Source organism: Winogradskyella pulchriflava (assembly GCF_042434315.1).
GTDB classification, from domain to species: Bacteria; Bacteroidota; Bacteroidia; order Flavobacteriales; family Flavobacteriaceae; genus Winogradskyella; species Winogradskyella pulchriflava.
In genome coordinates, this window is record NZ_JBHLTQ010000001.1 from 165514 (window position 1) to 190806 (window position 25293).

At 33.9% G+C, this 25293-nt stretch carries 14 protein-coding genes; 2 read left to right on the forward strand and 12 right to left on the reverse strand.

The window, feature by feature from the left end:
- The first annotated feature begins 103 nt into the window (after positions 1-103).
- A complete protein-coding gene (locus ACFFGA_RS00755) occupies positions 104-1375 on the forward strand; it encodes a Pycsar system effector family protein (RefSeq protein ID WP_386058231.1) in 1272 nt (423 codons plus the stop codon).
- Here ACFFGA_RS00755 and ACFFGA_RS00760 read toward each other — a convergent pair.
- From ACFFGA_RS00760 to ACFFGA_RS00815, 12 genes are all read right to left on the reverse strand, one after another.
- On the reverse strand, positions 1365-3743 hold the full coding sequence (locus ACFFGA_RS00760; protein ID WP_386058234.1) for a GAF domain-containing protein: 2379 nt from the start codon (positions 3741-3743) through the stop codon (positions 1365-1367). The genes ACFFGA_RS00755 and ACFFGA_RS00760 overlap by 11 nt on opposite strands.
- Before the next feature lie 118 nt (positions 3744-3861).
- Entirely contained in the window at positions 3862-5982 is a 2121-nt protein-coding gene (locus ACFFGA_RS00765) for a glycoside hydrolase family 97 protein (RefSeq protein WP_386058237.1), read from the reverse strand.
- Positions 5979-7667 (reverse strand): alpha-amylase family glycosyl hydrolase, encoded by a 1689-nt coding sequence (locus ACFFGA_RS00770; RefSeq protein WP_386058240.1) that lies wholly within the window; start codon positions 7665-7667, stop codon positions 5979-5981. Before ACFFGA_RS00770 ends, ACFFGA_RS00765 begins: the two co-directional genes overlap by 4 nt.
- 4 nt (positions 7668-7671) lie before the next feature.
- On the reverse strand, positions 7672-9075 hold the full coding sequence (locus ACFFGA_RS00775) for an alpha-amylase family glycosyl hydrolase (protein WP_386058243.1): 1404 nt from the start codon (positions 9073-9075) through the stop codon (positions 7672-7674).
- Positions 9076-9077: 2 nt separating this feature from the next.
- The gene (locus tag ACFFGA_RS00780) at positions 9078-10970 is read right to left on the reverse strand and encodes an alpha-amylase family glycosyl hydrolase (protein WP_386058246.1); all 1893 of its coding nucleotides are present in this window, start codon (positions 10968-10970) and stop codon (positions 9078-9080) included.
- A 5-nt stretch (positions 10971-10975) separates the two neighbouring features.
- Positions 10976-13417 (reverse strand): TIM-barrel domain-containing protein, encoded by a 2442-nt coding sequence (locus tag ACFFGA_RS00785; protein WP_386058249.1) that lies wholly within the window; start codon positions 13415-13417, stop codon positions 10976-10978.
- Positions 13418-13526: 109 nt separating this feature from the next.
- Positions 13527-14507, reverse strand: a complete 981-nt coding sequence (locus ACFFGA_RS00790) for an alpha/beta hydrolase (RefSeq protein ID WP_386058251.1) — start codon at positions 14505-14507, stop codon at positions 13527-13529.
- A gap of 3 nt (positions 14508-14510) precedes the next feature.
- Positions 14511-16454: a glycoside hydrolase family 13 protein gene (locus ACFFGA_RS00795; RefSeq protein ID WP_386058253.1), complete on the reverse strand. Its 1944-nt coding sequence runs from the start codon at positions 16452-16454 to the stop codon at positions 14511-14513.
- Between the two features lie 43 nt (positions 16455-16497).
- The gene (gene mdxK / locus ACFFGA_RS00800) at positions 16498-18804 is read right to left on the reverse strand and encodes a maltose phosphorylase MdxK (RefSeq protein ID WP_386058256.1); all 2307 of its coding nucleotides are present in this window, start codon (positions 18802-18804) and stop codon (positions 16498-16500) included.
- A 46-nt stretch (positions 18805-18850) separates the two neighbouring features.
- Positions 18851-19507, reverse strand: coding sequence for a beta-phosphoglucomutase (gene pgmB / locus ACFFGA_RS00805; RefSeq protein WP_386058259.1), 657 nt, complete (start codon positions 19505-19507; stop codon positions 18851-18853).
- 9 nt (positions 19508-19516) lie between these two features.
- On the reverse strand, positions 19517-20887 hold the full coding sequence (locus ACFFGA_RS00810) for an MFS transporter (RefSeq protein WP_386058262.1): 1371 nt from the start codon (positions 20885-20887) through the stop codon (positions 19517-19519).
- A gap of 130 nt (positions 20888-21017) precedes the next feature.
- Positions 21018-22064: a LacI family DNA-binding transcriptional regulator gene (locus ACFFGA_RS00815; RefSeq protein ID WP_386058264.1), complete on the reverse strand. Its 1047-nt coding sequence runs from the start codon at positions 22062-22064 to the stop codon at positions 21018-21020.
- 326 nt (positions 22065-22390) lie between these two features.
- Here ACFFGA_RS00815 and ACFFGA_RS00820 point away from each other — a divergent pair, with 326 nt between their 5' ends.
- On the forward strand, positions 22391-25288 hold the full coding sequence (locus ACFFGA_RS00820; protein ID WP_386058267.1) for a SusC/RagA family TonB-linked outer membrane protein: 2898 nt from the start codon (positions 22391-22393) through the stop codon (positions 25286-25288).
- The last annotated feature ends 5 nt before the right edge of the window (positions 25289-25293 follow it).

Sequence of the window (25293 nt, forward strand, 5' to 3'; positions counted from 1 at the left end):
TCAACTTTATAAAAATACAACTTCAATCTTTGTATTTCTTATAATAGAATGTTAAGTCTTGTATTTTTCGTAATTTAGACCTAATTCTAAAATAAAAAACCCTATGTCAAAGTCTCTAATTAAAGACACCCAAGAATTTGTTTTCAACCTCTTTAAAGAAGAGCTTCCAAATAATTTTATTTATCATAATTACACACATACTGAACGTGTATTAAGAAGTACTAGAGAAATTATTGAAAATTCTGATGTGTCAAAAAAAGATGCTGAAATACTAGAGTTAACAGCTTTATTACATGACGTAGGTTACACAAAAGGATGTGATAACCATGAAGCCGAAAGTGTAAAAATAGCAACTGCTTTCTTAGAAGAAAAAAAAGTAGATAAAGAGATTATACAATCTGTTTCGGATTGTATAATGGCTACTAAGTTTAATGCAAAGCCAACGAACGAACTTGAAAAAATCATTAGAGATGCTGATGCTTCTCACTTTGGTAAAAAATACTTTAGTGAGGCAAGTGAATTTTTGAGAAAAGAATTAGAGTTACAAGGAAGAAAAGCATTTTCACCTTCTGAATGGAGAAACGAAAATATAGAAGTTTTAACTCAAAAGCATCAATTTTATACAGATTACGCACTAAAAAATTGGCAACCAAGAAAAGAGAAAAACTTGGCTAAGTTAATGGGCAAAAAGAAAAAGAAGAAAAAGAAACTCGATGTTGAGAAGCTAAAAGCTAAATATAAAGCACAGTATAAAAATGACAGTCCAGAGCGTGGTGTGCAAACCTTTTATAGGACAGCCTTAAGAAACCACATTAAACTAAGTGACATTGCGGACACAAAAGCAAACATATTATTGTCTGTTAATGCTATTATTATTTCGGTGGTTTTGGCTAACTTAATTTCTAAACTAGATACCAACCCATATTTAACGTGGCCAACAATAATTTTTACATTGTTTTGTGTTGTTTCAATGATTCTTTCGATTATTGCAACTCGTCCTAATGTAACCAGTGGTGAATTCACAAAAGAAGATGTGAAAAACCAAAAAGTGAATTTAAGTTTCTTTGGTAACTTCCATAAAATGAAGCTAGAAGAATTTGAATGGGCCATTAAAGAAATGGTACAAGACAAAGATTACATCTATAAAGCGCTTACTAAGGATTTATATTTTTTAGGAAAAGTTTTAGAGCGAAAATACAGATTGCTACGTATTACATATACGGTATTTATGATTGGTATTATTGTGTCTTTAATTGCCTTTGGTGTTGCCGTTAAAAATAACCCTGGAATTGACATTGAAGACGTACTGCCTGATACCAATGAAACAACTTACATCATAGATTATCAAAGTCTTAATGAAAGTTTTAAGATTTAATAGTCTCCATTAAATCATCGTAGGTATAGAAAACTTTATCATCGTTATTTTCATGATACAGAATACTAACACGTAGAGCCTTTAAGCCTGTTATTGCCTGTAAATCCTCTAGCTCTAAATACTCTAAATCTGTATTTAAAACTTTCTTAGATTGCAAGAATCTTATATATCTAACGTATTCCTCTTCATCATCTTTTTGGGAATAAACTATAGTAAGCTTTCCTTTTTGAGTAATACGTTCTTCAGTACCTTTTATAAACGCTTTATCTACACGTTTTTTTACAACTTCATAACGAGCATTGTAGGTGCCATCGACATCAAAACGTTTTTCATCCATTCTAAATCGTATTGATAAAGGCTGATTAAAAACTAAAATCATAGATGCAACATCTAAGGCTATTGGATATTCATTCTGATTTTGATAGTATTCATTCTCCATCTCGCACATTACCTGCAACTGCCATAATCTTAAATTATAAAGGTAAATCATATTAAAGCTATCTTGCTTTGTAATAGACTCACCTATATACATATTATGTTCGACGCCATCAGTTTTAAAACGTTCAAAAAAATGAGGATACATTTTCTGAGCTTCTATTTGCTTCTCATCTATTATTGAAGACATATTTGAGTTAATTAGCTTAACTGTATCATCATAATGTTTTCTGTAGAAATAAATCACCTCCAAATCAGTATCAACTTTACTGAAATAATCTTCTATATCCTCTTTTATGAATGGCTGGGTATCTTTAATTAATTGAAGTACAGGCTTAACTTCTTCTTTTAAAAACGTAGTGATGTCATGTTCGCTATCTACTTTAAAATTTTCATTTAACCCAGAGGAGAACTCTAAAACCTGATACTTTATCTGTTCATAAATAGGCAGACTTTTATCCTCAATAGTTTGATCTAATATTTTTTCAACCAACGAAAGTTGCAATGCTAAATCCTTTTGAGTAGCTGAGTTTCTTGCATTAGAAGATCCTTTAACATCAATTTGACCAAACAATGGATACACATTATCAAATGCTATTTTTTTAAATGTAGGCGTTACACCAGTATTCATTTCAGCTTTAATGTATCTTCTTGCTTCTTCAGCAAATTTCCAATGTACACTCGAGTGAATGGAAGTACATTCCTTCTGAATTATAGCTTCTATTAAGTTTTCTTCATCTTTTTTAGAGCGCTCAACTGCAGAAACTATAAAAGGCATTACATCTTCTAACTTATTGGCATTGATACTATTTAAAACTTTGGGTTTTGCAGATACCAATTCTAAAACACCTAACAACTGGTAATCATTTGCAATTGGTGCAAAGATTGCGCTTTGTATCCCTTGGTCCATTAAAATTTTTACATGTGGTGCTTGCCCTTCCGATTTCTCAAACATTTTATTAACATCTGATACTGAAAAATACTTTTTTTCTTTAAGCAAGCGATTGTAAGACCATTTACAAAGTGCATCAGAACACTGAGTCGTTTCTAAATTATTAAGCAAAAAGCTATTCATACCTGCACCATATACGCGCTCAAAAGTATCATCTCTTTTATTGTAAATAGAAAAACCTACCTGTATATCGTTTAAGCCTAAGAGTGAGCGAAAAATATTTTGAAAGTTTTTCATAAAACTCTCATCCTTCCGTTTGGCTTCACCTATTAAACTCGACTTAATATTAGATATCGATTGGTCATCTGTAACATCAAACATATTTGATATTACAAAACCTTTAAAATTGTAACTATGAGGTGGAAACTTTTCTTTCCAAAGTTCTATATTTTCAAAATTATCTAGTAATTCTTCATAATCCTTATCTGTAATTTTAGGTGCGTCTGCACTTGGCACAATCTCAGTAAAATCGGCATTATATAAAATCTTATAATAACGTTTTACACCTTTAGCATCTGGTATTTCGTAAAAAAATGGGCGCTTAAAATTAAGATCATAGCCATAGCAAAAACCCAAAATTATTGTACATGCTATGATATATGTTTGATCCTCTGGAATATTTTTAATCTCTAACTTAAAATCCTCACCTGCTGTTTTTATGATGGACTTAAAACGCTCTGACGCATTAAAAACAACATTATGAAAGGGTATTGAAGCAGTTTTTATTTCATTTTTGCTAAGTATAGGACTAAATGAATCTTGAAGAATTCCAGCAATTTCCTTTTCGTAAGTTTGGAATAAGGACACATCACTAAACCCTTCTCTTAATATAGGATTATCCTCTGCGATTTTTAAAACACGACGTGCGTTGGCTGCAATAAAATCGTTATCTGCACGGATTAGTTCTTCGTACTGATTCAATAATTTATTAAAACTCACCTTTAAGATAAAAGGTGATTCTATGTTATCATTAATGTCCAACGTCGTAGTTTTTTCGAATAAGCAAAGTTATGAATATTATATATAGTCGTTATTATAAGGACGACCTTACATTGAAAATGTTACTAAAAAAACTACTAAAAATGCTAAAAAAACAGTTTTAGATTTTTTTTAAGCTCATCGCAAAACCACCACCTTCAGCTAAATTAACTGACAATTTAGAATCCTTAGTTATATCTATCTTTTCAATGGTAATATCTAAGGGATTATTATCCCAATGCGCATTTTTACCATCTTTATAAATGATAACTTCGTAATCTTGATTGTCATCTAGGAAATCAAAAGTTAAGTCTATAGTTCTTGCGTTTTCATCAGTAATTCCTCCAACAAACCAATTGCCTGTTCCGCGTTCTTGTCTAGCAATGGTAACATAATCTCCAACCTCACCATTCAATACTTTTGTTTGTTGCCAATCCACTCCTACATCTCTAATGAACTGCAATGGCTCTGGATTAGCTTCATAATGCTCTACCAGATCAGCTGCCATTTGCACTGGACTATAAATTACTACGTAAAGTGCCAATTGCTGAGCTATTGTTGTATTAACCTGATTATCTTTTTTATACTCATCGAATTTTATATTGAAAATACCAGGAGTATAATCAATAGGACCAGATAACATTCGTGTAAAAGCTACAATTGGTAAATGTTCTGGCGGATTACCACCATCGCTTGCCCAAGCATTAAACTCTTGTCCTCTAAGGCCTTCTCGTGAAATAATATTTGGATATGTTCTTCGTAATCCTGTGGCTTTTATCGGCTCATGTGCATTAACAGCCACTTCATATTTAGCAGCTTTAATCGCTGCATTATTATACTGATTAACCATATATTGCCCATGATGGTATTCACCTTTAGGTAAAATTTTACCAACATAACCCGATTTTACGGCATGCATGCCATACTTCTGCATTAACGCATAAGCGGTATCTTGTTGTTTTTCGTAAGTCTCTGTAGCGGCAGAGGTTTCGTGATGCATAATGATTTCTACTCCTTTTTCTTTGGCATAACGTGTCACTTCATCGATATCGTAATCTGGATATGGAGTTACAAAATCGAATACACCTTCGCGATCTTCAAAACCAATCCAATGTTCCCAACCTGTATTCCAACCTTCTACTAAAACACCTCCAATATTATTTTTTGCAGAGAAATCAATAAAGCTCTTAACGTTTTCAGTAGTTGCTCCGTGTCTTCCATGTGATTTTCCTCCATCTGTCCATGTGCTCATATCTTGTGTCATTCCGTAATCCCAAGAGGATTTTCCAAGATGCATTTCCCACCAAACTCCTGTGTATTTCATAGGTTTAAACCAAGAAACATCACCCAACTTATTTGGCTCGTTAAGATTAACTATAAGCTTAGACTCGATTAAATCTGGTGCATTATCTGAAATTTGAATGGTTCTCCATGGTGTATTAAAAGGAACGGTTTTCTTCACCTTGTAATCTGTGTTTTCAGAACCAACCAAGTTGCTTTTTAAATTGAGATTTTCAGTATCCACTTTTAAGGTCATACCAGAATAATCGATTAGAGCGGCTTCATGAAAACTTAAATATGTGCCGTCACTTCCAACCATCGTTACTGGTGTATTCACCGCATTTTCTGGAATATAGGTTTGCGCTAAATTCTTATGATTAGCAAATTGTAAAGCATCTATTTCTGAAAGCTTAGTTGTATTATACAAATGCTCGTAAATATCCCAATCTCCAGGAATCCAAAAGGTTTTGTAGTCTTCGGTAAGATTGAACTCTGTATGTTCATCATTGATATAAATATCACCCTTAAAATTAGCTTGTTCAGGGAATTCATATCTAAAGCCAATACCATCATCATACACTTTAAAAACAACAGTCATTAAACGTGCGGTTTCATTATTTTCTTGAAGTTCTATTTTTAATTCGTTGTAGTTATTCACGACATCTAATTGCTCTCCCCAAGGCATTTGCCATGTTTCATTAAAAGATGATGTTGATGTATTATTTATTTTGAAGTTTTTCTCGAAATCATCCACATCCTTAAAATCGAAGCCTAAATACGAGGTATCTACAACCGTTTTATTATTGAATCTTACAGTATAAAAAGGCTTTCCTTCTCCATTGAGGTTGAAGTTGACTTCAACTGCCTTATTAGGTGATGACACGTCTAAAATTTTTGCATTCTCCTTAGAACAAGAATACAACACAGCAATTATAAGTAGAGATATGAACTTAATTTTCATGATTTATCTTTTTCAATTAGTACAATATTAAAATCTGAATCGATTGTTATTTTTCCATTTTCTACAGTTGCTGTTTTACCAGAATATGCATCTCTTAACATTACTCTTTCTTCAAAAATTTTAGACACATCTATAATTTTTTCTCCTTTTTCCAAGTCTAAACCAACAATAACTAAATCTTTAAAATCACCCTTTTGGTAACTTCTATAAAAATAGTATGGTTGCTCAGTTATCATTTGATGAACTCCTGCTCCAACAGCTGGGTGATTTGCTCTAAATTTACCTAATTTTTGCCAATGACTTAAGACTTCTTTTGTTCTTGGTCTCTTTGCAATGGAATCCCAATTCATAAAGGAACGCAATGTAGCATCACCTTCTGTTCCGGGCACAACAAGTGAACGTGAGGATTCATCACCATAATACACTTGTGATGTTCCAGGTGATAACAAGAGTTTATTTGCTGTTTCAAATGGCTTTTTACGTACAGCATCAAACGGACTACCATCATCGTGAGAGCTTAAATAATTTAATGTTCCAAAATCTTTTAAGTCTCCATTTAATACATCAGAATAGCGTTTGAATAAGTCTTCGTAACCCATTTCTTTAGAATTCCACTTAAATTCAAAATTGATTAAACTATGAAAACTCGCAGGATCGAAATAATTTACTTTTCTATCCCCAAAATCGAATAATTGACCTCCACTTACTCCATAGTTATAAACTTCTCCCACAATGTAAAAATCATTATCGTCTAAAACTTGCTCAGGGTTATTCTTTTTAAATTCTGAAAACGCATAATCACATTCTTTTTTGAATTCTTCCCAAACATATTCTTCAGTATGTTTTACGGTGTCTGCTCTATAACCATCTACTCCAAATTCTGTAATATAATCGGTTAACCATTTCATAATATAAAAGCGTGGTGCTCTTGGGTGACCAGTGCGTTCAAAGAATTCATCAAGCTCTTTCACTTCTTGGTCATAACGACCTTCAGCTTTCCATTTTTCTACCAATTGTGGAGGTAATTCTACATCATCGTTACTTTCAGTTCTAATATCTGGTAAATTGGCAACCAAAGTACAACTAATCGTATTTTCATAACTATCATATGTACATTGTGGATTTGTACGTACCCATTCATCAGGCCAAACCGGATCTTTTTCAGTTACAGGACCTGTGTGGTTTATTACTGCGTCTAATACAATACGTATTCCTCTAGCATGAGCTTCTTTTACTAATTCATGTAAATCTTCTTTGGTTCCAAAATTAGGATCTATTTTAGTCCAATCTTTAGCCCAATAGCCGTGAAAACCGTAGGTGACTCCAGTGCCTTCGTCTGTTCCACCGTGAATTTGCTCCACAATAGGAGTCATCCAAATAGCATTGATGCCTAGATCTGTAAAATAGCCTTCTTTTACTTTTTCAGTGATGCCTTTTATGTCGCCTCCTTCAAAACCACGAAGCTTTCCGGTTTCTTTTGTTCTATCAAAATTGATATCATTAGATGTATCTCCGTTATTGAAACGGTCTGTTAGCAAGAAATAGAGGTTTGCGCCCTCCCAAATAAAGGGTGTTTTTTGAGCTTGCTCTTTACTTTTATTATCCTCTTTGATATTTGAATTGGTCTTATTTTTACAACTTATAATCATCAGTGTAACAAGTAAGATATATATTGATTTTTGCATCGTTTTATTTTATTAATATTCTATAGTCCCAAGCTCCAATTTCGAAAGCATCACCTGTCAAATCAACTTTTTCATTCGTTAAATAATCAATATATTTACCTTGAGGTACGTTAATTTTATTCCCTTCATCAGAAAAATTACCAATAAAAAGTAATGCTTGTCCATTTTTTGAGCGCTCAAACATTAAAATATCTTTTTCAGAATCCAGGCGTTTATAAGTTGCAGCGTCCTTACCTCCATTCAGAGCTGGATTAGCATTTTTGAGTTCCCCTAGTTTTTTCAAAAATTCAAAATAGTCTCCTTTTTTCTTTGGTATAGAATCCTTTTCGAAGAATTTGAGACGATGCTCCATATCGTATTCTTGTCCGCTATAAATCAAAGGCATGCCAGGCATTGTGTACGTTAAAGCCGTGAATAATTCCTTTTTATCTCCCATACGCTCTTTAATGGTACCATTCCAAGAGTTTTCATCGTGGTTGGTAATGAAATTCATCAAGATGTCATCTGCATCATAATCGGTTTTGATTTTTTCCATGTAGGCATCAAACTCGACAACGGATTTCTCGCCTTTTGCTAAACCATTCATTAAATGATGACCATTCCATGCGTAAGCCATATCAAACAAATTACCATCTAACAATTCTGGTTCCCAAGCCTCAGCCAACATAAATACATCTTTCTTATTTCGTAATTCTGCAATGGCAGTTTCCCAAAAATCCAATGGAACAGAACCTGCAACATCACATCTAAAACCATCAACACCTTCTTCTGTCACCCAATAACTCATGTCTTCAATCATTTCTTTTCTCATGTCTAGATTGTCGTAGTTTAAGTCTGCTACATCTGTCCAATCCGTATCTTTTGGATGTATAATTTCTCCTGCTTCATTTTTGGTATAATATTCTGGATGGTTTTTTAACCATTCATGATCCCAACCTGTGTGATTTGGCACCCAATCTAAAATGACATAAATTCCATTATCATGTGCTGTTTTTACCAATTCTCTAAAATCTTCTTTTGTGCCGAATTCTGGATTGATTTCAGTAAAGTCAGTAACTGCGTAGTAACTTCCTAAGTACTTGGCTTGCTCCTCTTCTGGAAATTCAGAAGCAAACTTGGTGCCTTCTGCCTTTCTTTTTGTTTCTGAAATTGGAAACACTGGCATTAACCAAATCACTTTTACTCCTAATTCTTTTAACTGCGGAATATCCTTCGTGAATTCATCAAAAGTACCTTCAGGCGAATACTGACGAATATTTGCTTCATAGATAACTGCACTTTCTAAGATGTCGTTAGAAATAGGCTTAAATTCTGAAATTATTTCTTCAATAACTTCAACCTCCTTCATATTCTCTTTACAGGAAATTAATATTGAAATTGTAAAAATTACTAATAATAGTTTTTTCATGATTACTTAATTTTAAGTATAAATGATTCTAGTGGCTTTATGTCGATTCTCACTTCGGCTTTGCCATTGTCAACTTTTAACGTCGAAGTATAGGTGTTGTATAATTGATCTTTTACTTCGTATTCACCATCTTGAAGTTTTAATTTTTGAACTAAATCTTCTGGCAATTGCAATTCGAATCCATATGTATGCTCAGCGTTGAAATTTGAAATGATAATCAATTGCTCATCATCACTCCAACGAACAAACGACAACACCTTATCATTATACCATTCTGTATTTTGATGATTGTAATGTTGAATATCTTGATAATTGCCCATTAATGCCGAACTATTAATCGTGAAATTCAATAAACGTTTATAAAAATCTCGAAGCTCTTTTTCTGCTTCTGTGGATTGGCCACCATCAAACTTTTTATTGTTTACCCAACGCACCATACTTGGCACAGAACCATAATCGAAAATCGAAGTTCTTGTCGGATCACCAAATCCTAAATCTTCCGCTCCTGGTTCACCAAATTCTTGTCCGAAATAAATCATGGTTGGAGCAGTAGAGGATGTTGCAGAAACGACCATTGCTGGTTTTCCTTTTTCGGCGCTACCAGCAAAATCTGGACTTGCAATTCGTTGCTCATCATGGTTTTCTAGAAAATGAAGCATGTGGTGCTCAATATCACTCAACTCATTTAAAATTGGTGGAATGTTATCTGTACTTCCATGGCCTTGCATCACATGTTTTAGCGTATCATACAATTGCACTTTATCATACAAATAATCCATTTTTCCTTTACGAATGTAATCTCTGTAAAGACTTGGGTTGTAAACTTCAGCTAATAAAAACGCATCTGGGTTTTTCATTTTTATATGCGAATTCATATAGCTCCAAAATTCTACTGGCACCATTTCTGCCATATCGTAACGGAAACCATCAACGCCTTTTGCTGTCCAATACAATGCAATATCTTTAAATTTCTTCCACGAACTAGGTACAGTCTTATCTTTCCAAAAGTTAAAGTGTTTTTTGTAATCTTCATTATCAAAACCTTCTGGTAATTCATCAAAATCCTTTCTACCATCTGGCGACACTCCGTAATTTACTTTTACGGTTTCGTACCAATCATTCATATCTGGTTGTGATGCACGAGAGCCATTTCCTGTCCATTTTGCTGGCACTTCTTCAAACTTACTATCTGCCAAGGGATGTTTTTCACCACCTAAAGGTTGGTAACCGTGTTTCCATTCTGGCACTTTAAATGATTCACCTGGATTGTAATAAAAATTATTATTAACGTCGTATGTTTTTGTTTTATCGTCTTCTGCGCCAAAATCTGATGCTCCTTCTGGATTTGATAAACTCTGGTAGTTACGTGCAACGTGATTTGGTACAATATCAATGATGACTTTTAAGCCTGCTTTGTGCGAACGCTCAATCAAAGCTTCAAATTCTTGTAGTCTGTTTTCAACATTTACAGCTAAATCTGGATTTACATTATAATAATCCTTAACTGCATAAGGAGAACCAGCACGACCTTTTACGATATCTGGATCATCGTTAGAAATGCCGAATTTGGAATAATCTGTAATCACATCATGATGCGGAACTCCTGTGTACCAAATATGCGTCACTCCTAAATCTTTGATTTCTGAAAGTGCTTTATCCGTAAAATCATTGAATTTCCCAACTCCGTTATCTTCTAAAGTTCCCCAAGGTTTGTTGGTAGTATTTGTGTTACCGAATAATCTTGTAAATACTTGATAAACGACTTCCTTTTTCTTCATATTCGTTTTTATTTCTTCACTTCGACTACGCTCAGTGACCGTTTCTTTTACTTCGTTTTTGCATCCTAAGAACATGGCGAAAACGAGTATTAAACAAGTTAGAAATTTAGTGTTCATTAGGCTTATTTTTTAAGTTTTATTTTGATTTCTTTTTCTATTGAAGTATCCCAAAACACATCAATTGTTAAGGTTTTATATTTAGCATTATATGAACCTTCTACCTTTTTATTTCCAACTTTAATTTTCTTCGGCTTGTTCAGAATATTATGAATTGTTAAAACAATCTTTTTTGTTGTGGCTGCATAGTTTTTTCCTGTTTTAGCTTCAAACTCAATTTCTAGCCAATTGCCTTTTTGCTCAACTTCAAACTTTAAAATCTGAAAGGCTTCGTTCCCTATTGGGTTAGCAGTTTTTCCATCATCAAAATACAATTCTCGTTTAGATTGCTTTACGGAATCATCGTGGTAGTATTGTAATTGAAATGTACTATCATCATAATTTTCGGTAGTTTGAACCAAATCAGTTAATGGAATAAAAGCACCTGCTCTCACATAAACCGGAATAAAATCTTCTCTTAACTGAACGGTTTTTGCTGTGCCTCCTTCAGTAATCTTATCGGTTTCAATATCAAACCACTTTGAACCTTTTGGGAAGTAAATTTCTTGCTCTTTTTTACCAGCTTCCAAAACTGGCGAGACCAAAATATCATTTCCCCATAAATAGGTTTTTGAATAATTGAATAATTCTGGATTGCTTGGTTCTTCGAACAACAGAGGACGCATTAACGGCTTTCCATATTTATGATTTTCGTACACCAAATTATAGTTATATGGTAATAATCTATAACGCATCGCAATGGCAAAACTCGCTAGTCGTTTAGCTTTTTCACTTCTAAAAACAGGCTCACTTGGTACATCCTCTTGTGCATGTGGTCTAAATATGGGATTGAAAACTCCATATTGTAACCAACGCACATAGAGTTCATCATCCAAATTAGCTCCTGCAAATCCGCCTAAATCACTATGCATGTAAGCCATGCCTTGCATTCCCATTTGTAGTGCAATTTCGGGTTGAGATTGCAATCCTCCCCAAGTTCTATTGACATCTCCCGACCATGGAATCATTCCGTAACGTTGTGAACCAGAATAACCTGCTCGCATTAAAATGAATGGTCTTGTATCTGGAAAATCGCGTTGGTATCCTTCGTAAATTAGTCTCGCCCAATCGTGTCCATAAATATTATGCACTTCATCTGCGTTTCCTGTATGATGTTGCACCCAATTGGGATGCACTTCGGGTTCTCCCAAGTCTCCCCAAACTCCAGCCACTCCTTTATTGGCTAAATCTTTGTAGATGTTCCAAAACCATTGTTCTCCTTCGGGTTTGTAAATGTCTATTAGTCCTGTGTTGCCAAAATAGAAATCGTATTTAGCAGGATTACCGATAGAATCTTTTGCTAAAACATCTTTCGCAACAGCTTCTTCCCATCTTTTCGAGGTCGTTAAAATAAAAGGCTCTGTTATAGTAATCGTTTTTACGCCTTTATCATTGAGACGTTTTACCATGCCTTCAAAATCCGGAAATGAATCTCTAAAGACTTCCAAATTTCCCATAGTGCCTTTAATGTCTTTTCCGAACCAATATAAATCTAGAATGATGGCATCTACCGGAATTTCTTCTTCTTTGAATTTATCAATCGTCATTTCTACTTCTTCCTGAGAATGGTAACCAAATCTGCTTGAAAAATTACCTAATGCCCAACGTGGTAGCATGGGCTGTTTTCCTGTTAAATAAGTATAATTATCCATGATGTCGTACCAAGTGTCACCTACTATAATTTGATAGGTTTTACGACCAGAAATAGTTTCGTAGGTTAAGGTGTTATCACTTTTACTATCTAAATCTAAATAGCCAATGGGTGCGTTATCGAAATGAATCATGTATTTGTTTGAAGACAAGACTATTGGCAATGTAAAATTCATCAATTGTGATTCGGTTTCGTAGCCATAGTGCGCTCTATTGTACAATGGTAAACGATAACCTCTGCGATTCATTCCCAAGGCTCTTGCTCCTCCACCATAAAGAACCTCATCTTTTGTGAGGTTGAATTCTATTTTTTCAGTGGAATCAGCAACGATGTTGCCTTTGACCATATCCATGGGTTCGTGCTTGCTTTTGTAGTAGCCTCGCTTTTCGGATGTGATTAATTTATCTTTGTAGTAGTAAGAGATTTGGAATGGGCTTTTTGTGATTATTACTTTTAAACCTGATTTAGTAGTTAGCAGAATATCTTGACCTCTTTGTAAAATTTCAAATTTAGAAGTATTAGGCTCAGTGGTTACTGTATGAGATTCTGGATTTAGCATTTCGCCTCTTGGCACAAATGTGGTCTCTATAATATTAGAAGAAAATGGTCTAATTAAATAATAGCCATCATACACTCTTATTGCAACCTGTGCTCCATTATTTATATTCTCAGGTTCAATAAAAATACGCTCAACGTTTTGAGCAGTTATTGAAACTGTATAAAGTAGGAGTGTTATAAAGAAAATTAAGTATTTCATTTTATGTTTTTATACCTACAAGGTTTTAAAACCTTGCAGGATTTGTTTCAATTGGGCTCTTCTAGACCTGTCAGGTTTTGAAAACCTGACAGGTCTGTTAACGATAAAATTAGTTTCCCAACAAAAATATTAAAGGCTGATCTAATCTTGCGTTCCAAGAGTTTTCTGAATGGTCTGCACCTTCAAAAAATAAATTTTTAGAATCCGTTTCTGTATAGCCTTTTGATTTTAAAATTTCGTTAACTCTTGGTGCGTATTGCGGATAATGTTCGTCTAACGTTTTGTTACCATAATCGAAATACAATTTATGCACACCTGCTTTTGGTAAATTAGCTTCCATATATTTAAAAATAGCATCTGGTAAAGGATTGTTTTCTTCTAATCCAGCACCTGGCCAATGTGTCGAAACACATGCAGCACCTCCAAATATTTCTGGATATTCTGAAATTGCATACATTGACATTAAGCCACCCATACTAGCTCCCATTACAAATGTGTTTTCTCTATTAGTATGAACAGAATAAGCTTCATCTATAGTTGGTTTTAATTCTTCGATTATAAATTTTAAATAATTATCACTATTAAACTTAGAATCAGCATTAGTATTTGTCGCTTGACTCAAAAGATCTTCTTGGCTTGATTTATCTAAAAGATAAAAGGCTTTTTGAGGGAATAAATCTTGCCAACGGTTTTCTGGGATATTATGAATAGCTACTACTACAAAATCTTTAACTCTATCATCATCCATTAGTTTACTAGCCCATTCATCTACTTTCCATTCTTGTTTATTCCATGTGGTCGTGCTATCAAATAACATTTGCCCATCATGCATGTACAACACCGCATAATCCTTATTTTCAACATAACTTTCTGGTAACCATACATCAACTGGTCTCGATTGAATATATTTTGATGGAAAATTAGCAACTCGATGTATTTCACCTTTATAAAGCGTGATGTCTTTTAGATGTTGAAACCTTACCTTTGGTAAACTAATTGTAGTTTCAGCCTCGTTAACTTCAACCTCCTTCGTTTTATTTTTACAGGATAGCAAAACCAATAGAATTAGTGCATAGCAAACATTTTTCATGGATTATAATTTTGTTGTTAATATTAAACTCCCTTTTTCATTCAACTTAATGCTGTCTCCCCAAGTCATCGTTTCTCCAGAAATTATATTTTTAAGCGTCTTACCTTTTAAACCCATTTCCTCGTGATATTTTAAATCTATTTCAATAGGTTTATTATTCTTATTGATGATATGCACAACTGTTTCATCTCCTTTAGTGCGATATAAAAAATAAGTGCCCATAAAAGGTGCAAAATGTTTAGTTTCACCTTCGTGAATGGCTTCACTTGTTTTTCTGTAATTCAATATTTTTTTGAGATAAGATTGCATGTCTTTTTGTTCAGCAGACAATCCTTCTCCTGTAAATGCATTCACCTTATCTCCTTCCCAACCTCCAGGGAAATCCGTTCTAATCAATCCGTGATCTCCTGGATTATCAAAATCGTCCATTAAGATTTCTGTACCATAATAAATCTGCGGTATTCTTGGCAACATTAACAAGTAACTCAATGCTATTTTGGTGTTAACTGCATCACCTTTTAATTCAGTATAAACACGACTTTTATCATGATTATCTAAAAATGCCATGATATCTTTTGGTGAGGTATAAGCAAAATCGTTAGCTAATCCTTCGTACATTTTAACGAGACCTTTATCCCAAGATTCTTCTTCGTTTAAAGCATCAATAATATGTTTTTGCATGGCAAAATCCATTGATGATTTTAAATTAGAATCGTAGCCATCCTTATTTTCATGACCTTCTTGCCAATATGCAATTAAAAGCGGATTGTAACTCCACTCTTCACCAACAATACTAAAATTAGGATACTCAGTCATTATTGCACCTGCCCAATCGCTCATAAATGCTTTATCTGGATATGGATAGGTGTCTTGACGGATGCCACCTAAGCCTAAGGTTTCTACCCACCAAATACTATTTTGAATAATGTAATTAGCCATGAACGGGTTACGTTGATTTAAATCTGGCATATCTGGCACAAACCAACCTTGAGACATACCATCATTATCCATTTTTGCTGCATAAGGATCTTGATTTGTGGTTCGTCTATGGTTAGACATTTTAGTTGTTTCCCTGTTCCAATTATCAATATTTTCGAGATAATAATCTTGATAATTTACCCAATCTTTAAATGGTAAATCTTTCATCCACCAATGTTCTAACCCACAATGATTAGCCACCTGATCCATGATAAGTTTCATGTCTCTGTTTCTTAGTTCATCAGCGAGTTTTTTATACTCATCTAAAGTCCCGAATCTTGGATCCACCTTGTAAAAATCTGTCATAGCATAACCATGATAAGAACCACTTGGCATATCGTTAATGAGTACAGGGCACGGCCAAACAGCGGTAAACCCTAAATCATCAATATAGTCCAAATGCTCTGTAATACCTTGTAAATCTCCACCATGACGTGCATAGCCATGAGTTCTATCGATGCCTTGTTGCAACAAACCTTCTACCTCATCATTTTCTGGGTTTGCATTGGCGAAACGGTCTGGCGTAATAAGATAAATAGCATCAGAACTGTCGAAACCAACATAATCTTCTGCTGATATCTCGCGCGATTTTAATTCGTAAGTTTGAATTAATTCTGAATCGTCATCAAGTTTAAATCTAATATTGAACTTCTCTGCATTTGCAGTTTCAGAAATTTCTAAATCCAAAAACAAATAGTTAGGACTATCCGCTTTATGAAATTTAACAAGCGTAACTCCCGAATGCGAAATTTCTGGAGTTGCACTACCAATATTAGGATGTTTTACTAAAAGTTGAAGCTTAGAATTTTTGAACCCAGTCCACCAATGTGGTGGCTCTATTCGGTCTATATCACTAGCTTCTTCAACCGGATTATCAATATGGACTTCGCTTTCTTTTGAAGTACTCTCTTTACAAGATGCCATTAAAACAAGCACGCATATTGAAAGCATTTTTAATGTGTTTTTCATACTTTTAATTTTTAATGTTCTTGATTTAGAGCAATCAATTATTTTATACCGTTACCAAATTGTTTGGTGAAATAGTCACTGTTTTTCCATTAACCATAATTTGAAGTTCAGCATCTCCTTCCAATTCAAATTGTGTTTCATTTTGACTGACATTTACTTTTAGAATCTGGTTTCTAAAATTAACTTTAAATGAATAGGCTTCCCATTGTTCTGGGATTTTAGGTTCAAAAGTTAACGTATCATTTTTAACTCGCATGCCTCCAAAACCTTCAACAATACTCATCCAAGTACCTGCCATTGAAGTGATATGTAAACCTTCGTGTACTTCGTGATTATAGTCATCTAAATCTAAACGCGATGTTCTTAAATAGAAGGTATAGGCCTGTTCCATGCGATCTAACTTCGCTGCTTGAATACTATGAACACATGGAGATAGTGAACTCTCATGTACTGTAAATGGTTCGTAAAAATCGAAATGACGCTCTAATTCTTCGGTGGTAAATTGATCTTCAAAGAAATACATACCTTGGAGTGTATCTGCTTGCTTTATGTAAGGTGAACGCAAAATGCGGTCCCAAGACCATTTTTGGTTAATTGGGCGTTGTGATTGGTCTAAATCTGCTACTGTAATTAATTCTTTATCTAGGAAGCCATCTTGTTGTAAGTAGATGTTGCGCTCTTCATCGTAAGGAAAAAACATATTGTCAGCAATTTTTTTCCATGATGCTAATTCTGTATGGGTAATCCTGGTTTTACCTACAATACGCATATAATCATCTTCGTACCCTTCTTTAACCTTTTCAATATTATCTAGAGCATAATTAATACACCATTGCGCAATGTAATTTGTGTACCAATTGTTATTAACATTGTTTTCGTATTCGTTAGGGCCTGTAACTCCTAAAATCACATACTTATTCTTATCCGCTGAAAATGTTGCTCTTTGATGCCAAAAACGCGCTATACCAATTAAAACTTCTAGTCCCATTTCTGGTATATAACTAAAATCTCCTGTGTATCTGTAGTAGTTAAAAATTGCGAAAGCTATAGCTCCATTTCTATGGATTTCTTCAAAGGTAATTTCCCATTCATTATGGCATTCTTCGCCATTCATGGTTACCATTGGATATAAAGCCGCTCCATTTGAAAAGCCCAATTTTTCAGCATTTTCAATTGCTTTTTCTAAGTGCTTATATCTGTAAGTCAATAGATTTCTAGCTACACTTTGGTCTTTAGTAGCCATATAAAACGGAATACAATAAGCTTCCGTATCCCAATAGGTACTTCCACCATATTTTTCGCCTGTAAACCCTTTTGGTCCAATATTTAAGGTGGCATCTGTACCTAAATAGGTTTGGTTTAAGTGAAAAATATTAAATCTAATTCCTTGTTGGGCTTTTATATCACCTTCAATGGTGATATCTGCCATATCCCAAATTTTAGTCCAAGCTTGCTTTTGGGTTTCCAAAAGGTTAGAAAATCCAGCACTTATTGCTTTGTCTAAAACGGTTTTGGCAGCAGCTATCAATTCGTCTTTTTGATGATTTCTGTCAACCGTATAACCACCGAATTTATGAATAGAACATGTGTCGCCTTTATTTACTTTTTGAGCATAAGAAAACGAAATATAGGTTTCCGATTTATCTACTTTAGGCTGAATCTTAACTTCATTATCATTGATAAATAATTGAGATGCCATAAATGTACAGGTGTGAAAACCTGTTTTCATAGTTTTAGCAGTAATGAATGCCTTCTCATTATCTTGTGAAACACTTAGCGTATCCCAAAATTTATCATCCCAATTAGTATCCTCATTGGTAATACCACTATCTAAATAAGGTTGATAGGTTATGGTAGCATCAGAATTTAATGACTTAACCGAATAGTTAATCGCACCTAATTCGTCCATATCCAAGCTTAAGAAACGTTTTGTGGTAACTTCAATTTCTATATCATTTTGAAGTGTTGCTGTAAAACTTCTAGAGAGCCAACCTTCTTTCATATTGAGTTCCCTTTTAAAGTTGTCTACTTTTTTACAGGTATGAAGATCTAGAGCTTCTCCGTTAACGGAAACGTTGATACCTATCCAGTTTGGTGCATTCAACACTTTAGCGAAATATTCTGGATAACCATTTTTCCACCAACCTACTCTGGTTTTATCTGGATAGTAAACACCAGCTATATAACTTCCTTGAAACGTTGGTCCAGAGTATTTTTCTTCAAAATTGGCACGTTGTCCCATAGCACCATTACCTATGCTAAATAAACTTTCTGATGCTTTTACTTGATCTGGATCGAATCCTTCTTCTAAGATTGACCAAGGGTTTGGTATGATATAATCTAGATTCATGTGTGTTTTTATTGTATATGCTCTATAATTTTAAAGCATTTGTTTTTTAATTATTGATTAGTGTATTTATAAAATCTTCTGAGATTTCGGTAAAGTCCTTAAAAACGTAATCTGCATTTTGCAGCACATCTTTTTCTCCAATACCTATTGAAACCATATTGGCAGCATTTGCAGCTTCAATTCCTGCTTGAGCATCTTCAAAAACAATACATTGATCTGCTTCTACTCCTAAATTTTTTGCTGCATTTAGAAATACTTCTGGATTTGGTTTACCCTTTGTTACTCCATTACCATCTACTATGGTATTGAATTTAGAAAGCAGATTTACCCTCTCTAAAATCGTTTGTGCATTTTTACTTGCAGAGCCTAAAGCTATAGGTTGCTTTTCTTTAATTAGATAATTCAATATTTTAGGGACATCTGGAAGAATTTCACTTTCGTCCATAGTATTGACATGACTTAAGTAATCTTCGTTTTTTAAAGCCATAAGCCTATTGAACTCATCACCTGAAAGGGATTTATTACCCCATTCCAATATTTTTTCTAATGATCTTTTTCGGCTAACACCTTTAAGTTGCTCATTTTGAGTTTCTGTAAAATCTACTCCAACACTATTAGCGAGTTTTCTCCAAGCTAAAAAGTGATATTTTGCGGTATCTACAATGACACCATCTAAATCGAATATGAATCCTTTTTTGTTCATTTTTATTTTTTATTCTGTAGGTTGATATGATATTGCTGCTTTGTCTGTAATCAATAAATTACTTAAACCCGCTATCAATAAACTTATGCCTGCAATTGTCATTGCGTGGATAGCCTCTTCGCCTAAAAGTCCTGAAATAAAGTTGATACCACCAAGCGCTGCAATAATTTGAGGTATTACAATAAACATATTGAAAATACCCATAAACATTCCCATTTTTTTAGGATCAACTGAACTAGATAACATAGCATAAGGCATGGAGAGGATACTTCCCCAAGCAATACCAATTAATATGAAACAATATTTGAGTTGTTCTGGTGAAACCACCATCATTAATAAAAATCCTGCACCACCTAAAAATAAAGACAGCATGTGAACATATTTTCTATTGACATTTCGTTTTGAAGTGTAAAACACAAATAGTAATGCAAATGCCATTGACGACAATCCATAAACTCCCATTGCAGAACCAACTGAATTTGATGCTTTTTGAAACGCTGTATTCTCAATAGCGTAAGCTTCCTCTCCTTCAATAGTAGTCATATCAAAATTAGCTTCAATCGGAGCTGGTGTATTATAAACATGTTCGGTCAACGCTGGATTAGCCATACTCCACATAGTAAAGAAAGCAAACCAACTAAAAAACTGAATAACACCCAATTTCTTCATTGTAGAAGGCATGTTACCAATGTTATTTACAATATCTGAAACAAAACTACTTTTTTGAGCTTTTTCTCTTTCAAATTCTTCCATGTCTTCTGGAGGATATTCTGTAGTAGTAAACACTGTATATAAAATACTGACTAAGAAAACGAACGCTCCAATTGCAAATGCAATTTTCACAGAATCTGGCACTACACCTAAGTCCGCAGAATCACTCACACCCATGTTAGAAACTAACCATGGTAAATTACTTGCAACCCAAGTACCAATACCAATAATTAGAGTTTGCATTACAAAACCGTAAGTTCGTTGAGATTCATCTAACTTATCCGCTACTAGAGCTCTAAAAGGCTCCATAGAAATATTAATTGATGCATCTAAAATCCACAGAAAACCTGCAGCTACCCATAAGGTTGGTGAATAAGGCACAAAAAATAAAGCAATGGAACTTAAAATGGCTCCAATAAGAAAGTATGGTCGTCTTCGACCAAAACGTGAATGCCAAGTTCTGTCACTCATGTAACCTATTATGGGCTGAACCAACAAACCTGTTAGTGGTGCCGCAATCCATAATAGTGGGATATCATGTTTATCCGCACCAAGTGTTTGAAAAATTCGTGACATAAAGCCACCTTGTAAAGCAAAACCAAATTGAATACCCAAGAAACCGAAACTCATGTTCCAAATTTCCCAAAATCCGAGAATACGCTTTTTCATAAAATAGTACCATTAAATTTATACTATTCTGACAAGCCTAGCTTATCAAAACTTATTTGTAGAAGTGAAAATATAAGTTTTGATTATGAGGTAAAGATAAGTATTATTTTAACTTGGCAAAGTTAAATTTCTATTTGGTGGATTCTCGTTCTATTAATTCTGTAGCAATAACCACTGTTTGAAATTGTTCTTCTTCGGTATCAAACTCCGTTTCAATTTTATCAATTAATAGATGTGCTGCTTTTTCTCCCATTTGTTGCGCATGCTGGCTAACCGTTGTTAAACTAGGGGTTGAGTGTTTTGACAGCACACCATCCGTAAACCCAATGACCTGTATATCCTCTGGGACATTCAAGCCTAATTTTCTAGCAACTTTCATTGCTGATAAAGCATATAATTCATTAACTGCAAATACACCATCAATTTTTTTATTAGACTTAAAAAGTTGCTCTATTTCACTTTCTAATGCTTCCAAATGAACTTCATAGTCTAACGTATCATCCATTTTTAGAATCAAATCAGCTTCTGGTGTTATTTTGTTTTCTTGTAAAGCTTCAAGATATCCTTGAGTTCTTAACTTCCCTACGCTTACATAGTCCTTAGTTGTTATTAAAGCAATTGATTTGCACTTATTGGAAATTAATTTTTCAACAGCATTTTTTGCACCATTAAAATCATCAACAATAACCTTATCACACTTAATATCAGACACAACTCTATCAAACATTACAATAGGCATCCCTTGGCTCATAGTTTCGTTAAAATGATGATAATCTTGCTGTCGTAGTGTCTCCTTAGAAATAGAGAGAATAAACCCATCAATACTTCCATTAGCAAGCATTTCCATATTTATAACCTCCTTGGAAAAAGATTCATTTGACAAACCAATAATAACATTATAACCTCTTTTGTTGGCAACCAACTCAACACCTCTTATTACCTTGGAAAAAAAATGGTGTACAATCTCTGGTATGATAATTCCAATAGTATTGGTTTTTCTGTTCTTAAGACTTAAGGCAATATTATTTGGCCTGTAATTATATAGTTTAGCAAAGGCCTGAACCTTCTGTTTTGTATCCTCACTAATTTCTACACTATTTCGTAGGGCTTTTGAAACCGTTGAAATAGACACATCTAATTCTTTAGCTATTTGTTTAAGGGTTATTTTTCTTTTCATAAATGGGTATTACTTAGGGAAAACTACTTTCATTTATTGCAATAGTAAAAATTATAAAAAACAATTGCATTACAAAACGAAGATAAGTCAAATAAAATGGATTGCATTTTACTATTATAATTTTTAACAGCTAATAATTGACAAAACCTTATTTTTTCATTATTTTAACTCATTATTCCATAATTTCCAAAAAGTTTTTAACACGAAAACGTTTTCGTACCTGTAGTAAAGGGTTTTAACAATTAAAACACATAAATTTTACTTAGATTTAACCCAAGAAGTGAAAATATAAATCAATAAACTAAGAAATAATTTAAAAACATTTTATGAAAACATTCTTAAATGCTTTACTTATCTGTTTAATTATGGTACCCGCAACATTGTTGGCTCAAACAACAGTGACTGGTACGGTTACAGACAAAGCAGACGCAATGCCATTACCTGGCGTAAATGTTATTATTAAAGGAACTTCTCGAGGAACTGCTACTGATTTTGACGGTAAATTTTCCTTAGAAGTTAATCAAGGAGAGACTATAGTAATTTCTTATTTGGGTTATACCTCACAAGAGATAGTATATAATGGTCAATCTACAATTAATGTAACGCTTCAGGAAGATGCTGCCCAGTTAGACGAAATTGTCTTAATTGGTTATGGTTCTACCACTAAGCAAGATGCCACAGGCTCAGTTGATAAAGTTGGCGACGAAGATTTTAACCGCGGAGCTATTGTTGCTCCTCAGCAACTTATTGCTGGTAAAGCTGCCGGTGTACGTATTACCTCTGGAGGTGGTGCTGCTGGTGAAGGTGGGGAAATTAGAATTAGAGGTGGTGCTTCATTATCAGCTACAAATGATCCTTTAATTGTAATAGACGGATTACCAATTGACCAACGAGGTGGTGCACAAGGAAGTCGTAGTGCATTAAATGCTATTAACCCTGCGGATATTGAAGACTTTGTTGTTTTAAAAGATGCTTCTGCCACAGCTATTTATGGTTCTAGAGCTTCTAATGGTGTAATTTTAATTACAACTAAAAAAGGATCTGCTAACCAACCTTTTAAAGTTGAGTATGGAGTACAAGCTACGACAAGAAAAGTAACAAACACCGTTGATGTATTATCTGCTTCAGAATATAGAAGTTTAGCTTCTGATCCAAATTTTGACTCAGCTACTTTAGGAAATGCAAGTACAAATTGGCAAGACAAAATCTACACTACAGGAACTGGTGCTATTCACAATTTAACTGTATCTAAAGGTTATGAAAACTTCAACTTTAGAGTTAACTTTAATCATGTTTCACAAGAAGGTCCTTTAGATGATTTATATGAAAGAACTGGTTTTAATACATCTTTTGTTCAACGCTTATTGGATAACGATCTTAAATTAACTTTAGTTGCTAAAGTGGTTCAAGATGAATTTTCTTATGCTAACGAAGGTGCCATTGGTGCAGCTATCTCTTTTGACCCTACACAGCCAGTGTATGATGAAAACGGAAACTATACCCAATACGGTTCTAGTGCTAATTTAGCACCTGCTAACCCATTATATTTATTAGATGAGTACGAAAGCAGACAGACTATTAAAAGAGTTATATCAAACTTTAATGTGGACTATAAAATACCATTTTTAGAAGGGTTACGCTTCAATTTAAATGCAGGTTTGGATTATGCTGAAAATGATGGTCACTTGTATAGTGGTCCTAATCCTAATAATCCAGATGCATTTGCTACAAATGAGGTTTCTAATGGTATGAACCGTAACACATCTTTAGATTTCTATTTGAACTATACTACAGATATTGAATCTATTAATACTAATGTGGATATTACTGCTGGACATGCATTTCAAGAATTTTTTATTCGCAGTTTTTTTGACAGAACAACTAATACCAATATAAGTAATACTGATATCAATAGAAATGCACTTGAGTCTTATTTTGCTAGAGCTAGATTTGATATCTCAGATAAGTATTTAATCTCTGCAAGTTTTAGACGTGATGGTTCTTCTAGATTTAGCGAAAAGAATAGAATTGGTTATTTCCCAGGTGTTTCTCTAGGTTGGAAATTAATGAATGAGAGTTTTATGGAAAATTCCTTCTTCTCTAATTTAAAACTAAGAGCTGGTTGGGGTGTAACAGGGCAACAAGAAATTGGACCTAACTATGGTTATTTAGGTATTTATACTCCTTCAAGAAACAATGCTGCAAGCATTCAATTTGGAACACAACCAAATGGTGACCCAATTTTTATTGAAACTTTAAGACCTGAAGGATTTGATGAAGAATTAAAGTGGGAAGAAACGACTCAGTATAACGTAGGTTTGGACTTTGGTTTCTTTAACAATAGACTTACAGGTACAATTGATGCATATTACAGAGATACAAAAGATTTATTGTCTAGAGTACCAGTACCTGCTGGTGCAAACCTTACAGATTTACTTACTACCAACGTTGGTGAAATGACAAGTCGTGGTCTAGAGATAGGTTTAAATGGTGTTATTATTCAGAAAGAAGATTTTGATTGGGACACTAATTTTAATGTAACTTTCCAAGAAAGAGAAATCACAAAATTAAACCTTTCGGATGATGCAGATTACTTTATACCAACTGGAGGTATCTCTGGAGGTGTAGGTAATACAATTCAGTTATGGAAACCTGGTTATGACCCATCAACTTTCTTTGTATTCCGCCAAGTATACGATAATAATGGCGATCCTATTGAAGGAGCTTATGTAGATGTTAATGGAGACAATCAAATCACTGAAGCAGACAGACAAGCATACAAAAAAGCTACTCCTGATGCTTTTATAGGATTTACTAATAACCTTAGATATAAAAACTTAGACTTAAACTTTACTTTTAGAGGTAGTTTTGGTAATTATGTTTATAATAATAGTGCATCAGATAGAGGTAACTTAAATGCTGTAGTTAACCAACCAGGTTACCAAGCAAATGCGCATGCAAGTTATTTGGATACAGGTTTTACAAATCAAGAATTATTCTCTGACTTGTATATACAACGTGCTGATTTTGTGAGATTAGATAATATCTCCCTAGGATATACTATTCCTTTCGAAAAAATAACATTAAGAACATCATTAACTGCAACTAACCTATTTGTTATAACAGAATATGATGGTTTAGATCCAGAAATATCTAACGGTATTGAAAACAATTTCTATCCAAGAACAAGGGATATAGTATTAGGTATTAACGTTTCTTTTTAAAAAAA

What these genes read in the sequence shown, in the direction of transcription:
- ACFFGA_RS00755 (WP_386058231.1), top strand. Translation starts at nt 104, where the DNA reads ATGTCAAAGTCTCTAATTAAAGACACCCAAGAATTTGTTTTCAACCTC.
- ACFFGA_RS00765 (WP_386058237.1), bottom strand. Translation starts at nt 5,982, where the DNA reads ATGAAAATTAAGTTCATATCTCTACTTATAATTGCTGTGTTGTATTCT.
- ACFFGA_RS00770 (WP_386058240.1), bottom strand. Translation starts at nt 7,667, where the DNA reads ATGCAAAAATCAATATATATCTTACTTGTTACACTGATGATTATAAGT.
- ACFFGA_RS00775 (WP_386058243.1), bottom strand. Translation starts at nt 9,075, where the DNA reads ATGAAAAAACTATTATTAGTAATTTTTACAATTTCAATATTAATTTCC.
- ACFFGA_RS00780 (WP_386058246.1), bottom strand. Translation starts at nt 10,970, where the DNA reads ATGAACACTAAATTTCTAACTTGTTTAATACTCGTTTTCGCCATGTTC.
- ACFFGA_RS00785 (WP_386058249.1), bottom strand. Translation starts at nt 13,417, where the DNA reads ATGAAATACTTAATTTTCTTTATAACACTCCTACTTTATACAGTTTCA.
- ACFFGA_RS00790 (WP_386058251.1), bottom strand. Translation starts at nt 14,507, where the DNA reads ATGAAAAATGTTTGCTATGCACTAATTCTATTGGTTTTGCTATCCTGT.
- ACFFGA_RS00795 (WP_386058253.1), bottom strand. Translation starts at nt 16,454, where the DNA reads ATGAAAAACACATTAAAAATGCTTTCAATATGCGTGCTTGTTTTAATG.
- mdxK (WP_386058256.1), bottom strand. Translation starts at nt 18,804, where the DNA reads ATGAATCTAGATTATATCATACCAAACCCTTGGTCAATCTTAGAAGAA.
- pgmB (WP_386058259.1), bottom strand. Translation starts at nt 19,507, where the DNA reads ATGAACAAAAAAGGATTCATATTCGATTTAGATGGTGTCATTGTAGAT.
- ACFFGA_RS00810 (WP_386058262.1), bottom strand. Translation starts at nt 20,887, where the DNA reads ATGAAAAAGCGTATTCTCGGATTTTGGGAAATTTGGAACATGAGTTTC.
- ACFFGA_RS00815 (WP_386058264.1), bottom strand. Translation starts at nt 22,064, where the DNA reads ATGAAAAGAAAAATAACCCTTAAACAAATAGCTAAAGAATTAGATGTG.
- ACFFGA_RS00820 (WP_386058267.1), top strand. Translation starts at nt 22,391, where the DNA reads ATGAAAACATTCTTAAATGCTTTACTTATCTGTTTAATTATGGTACCC.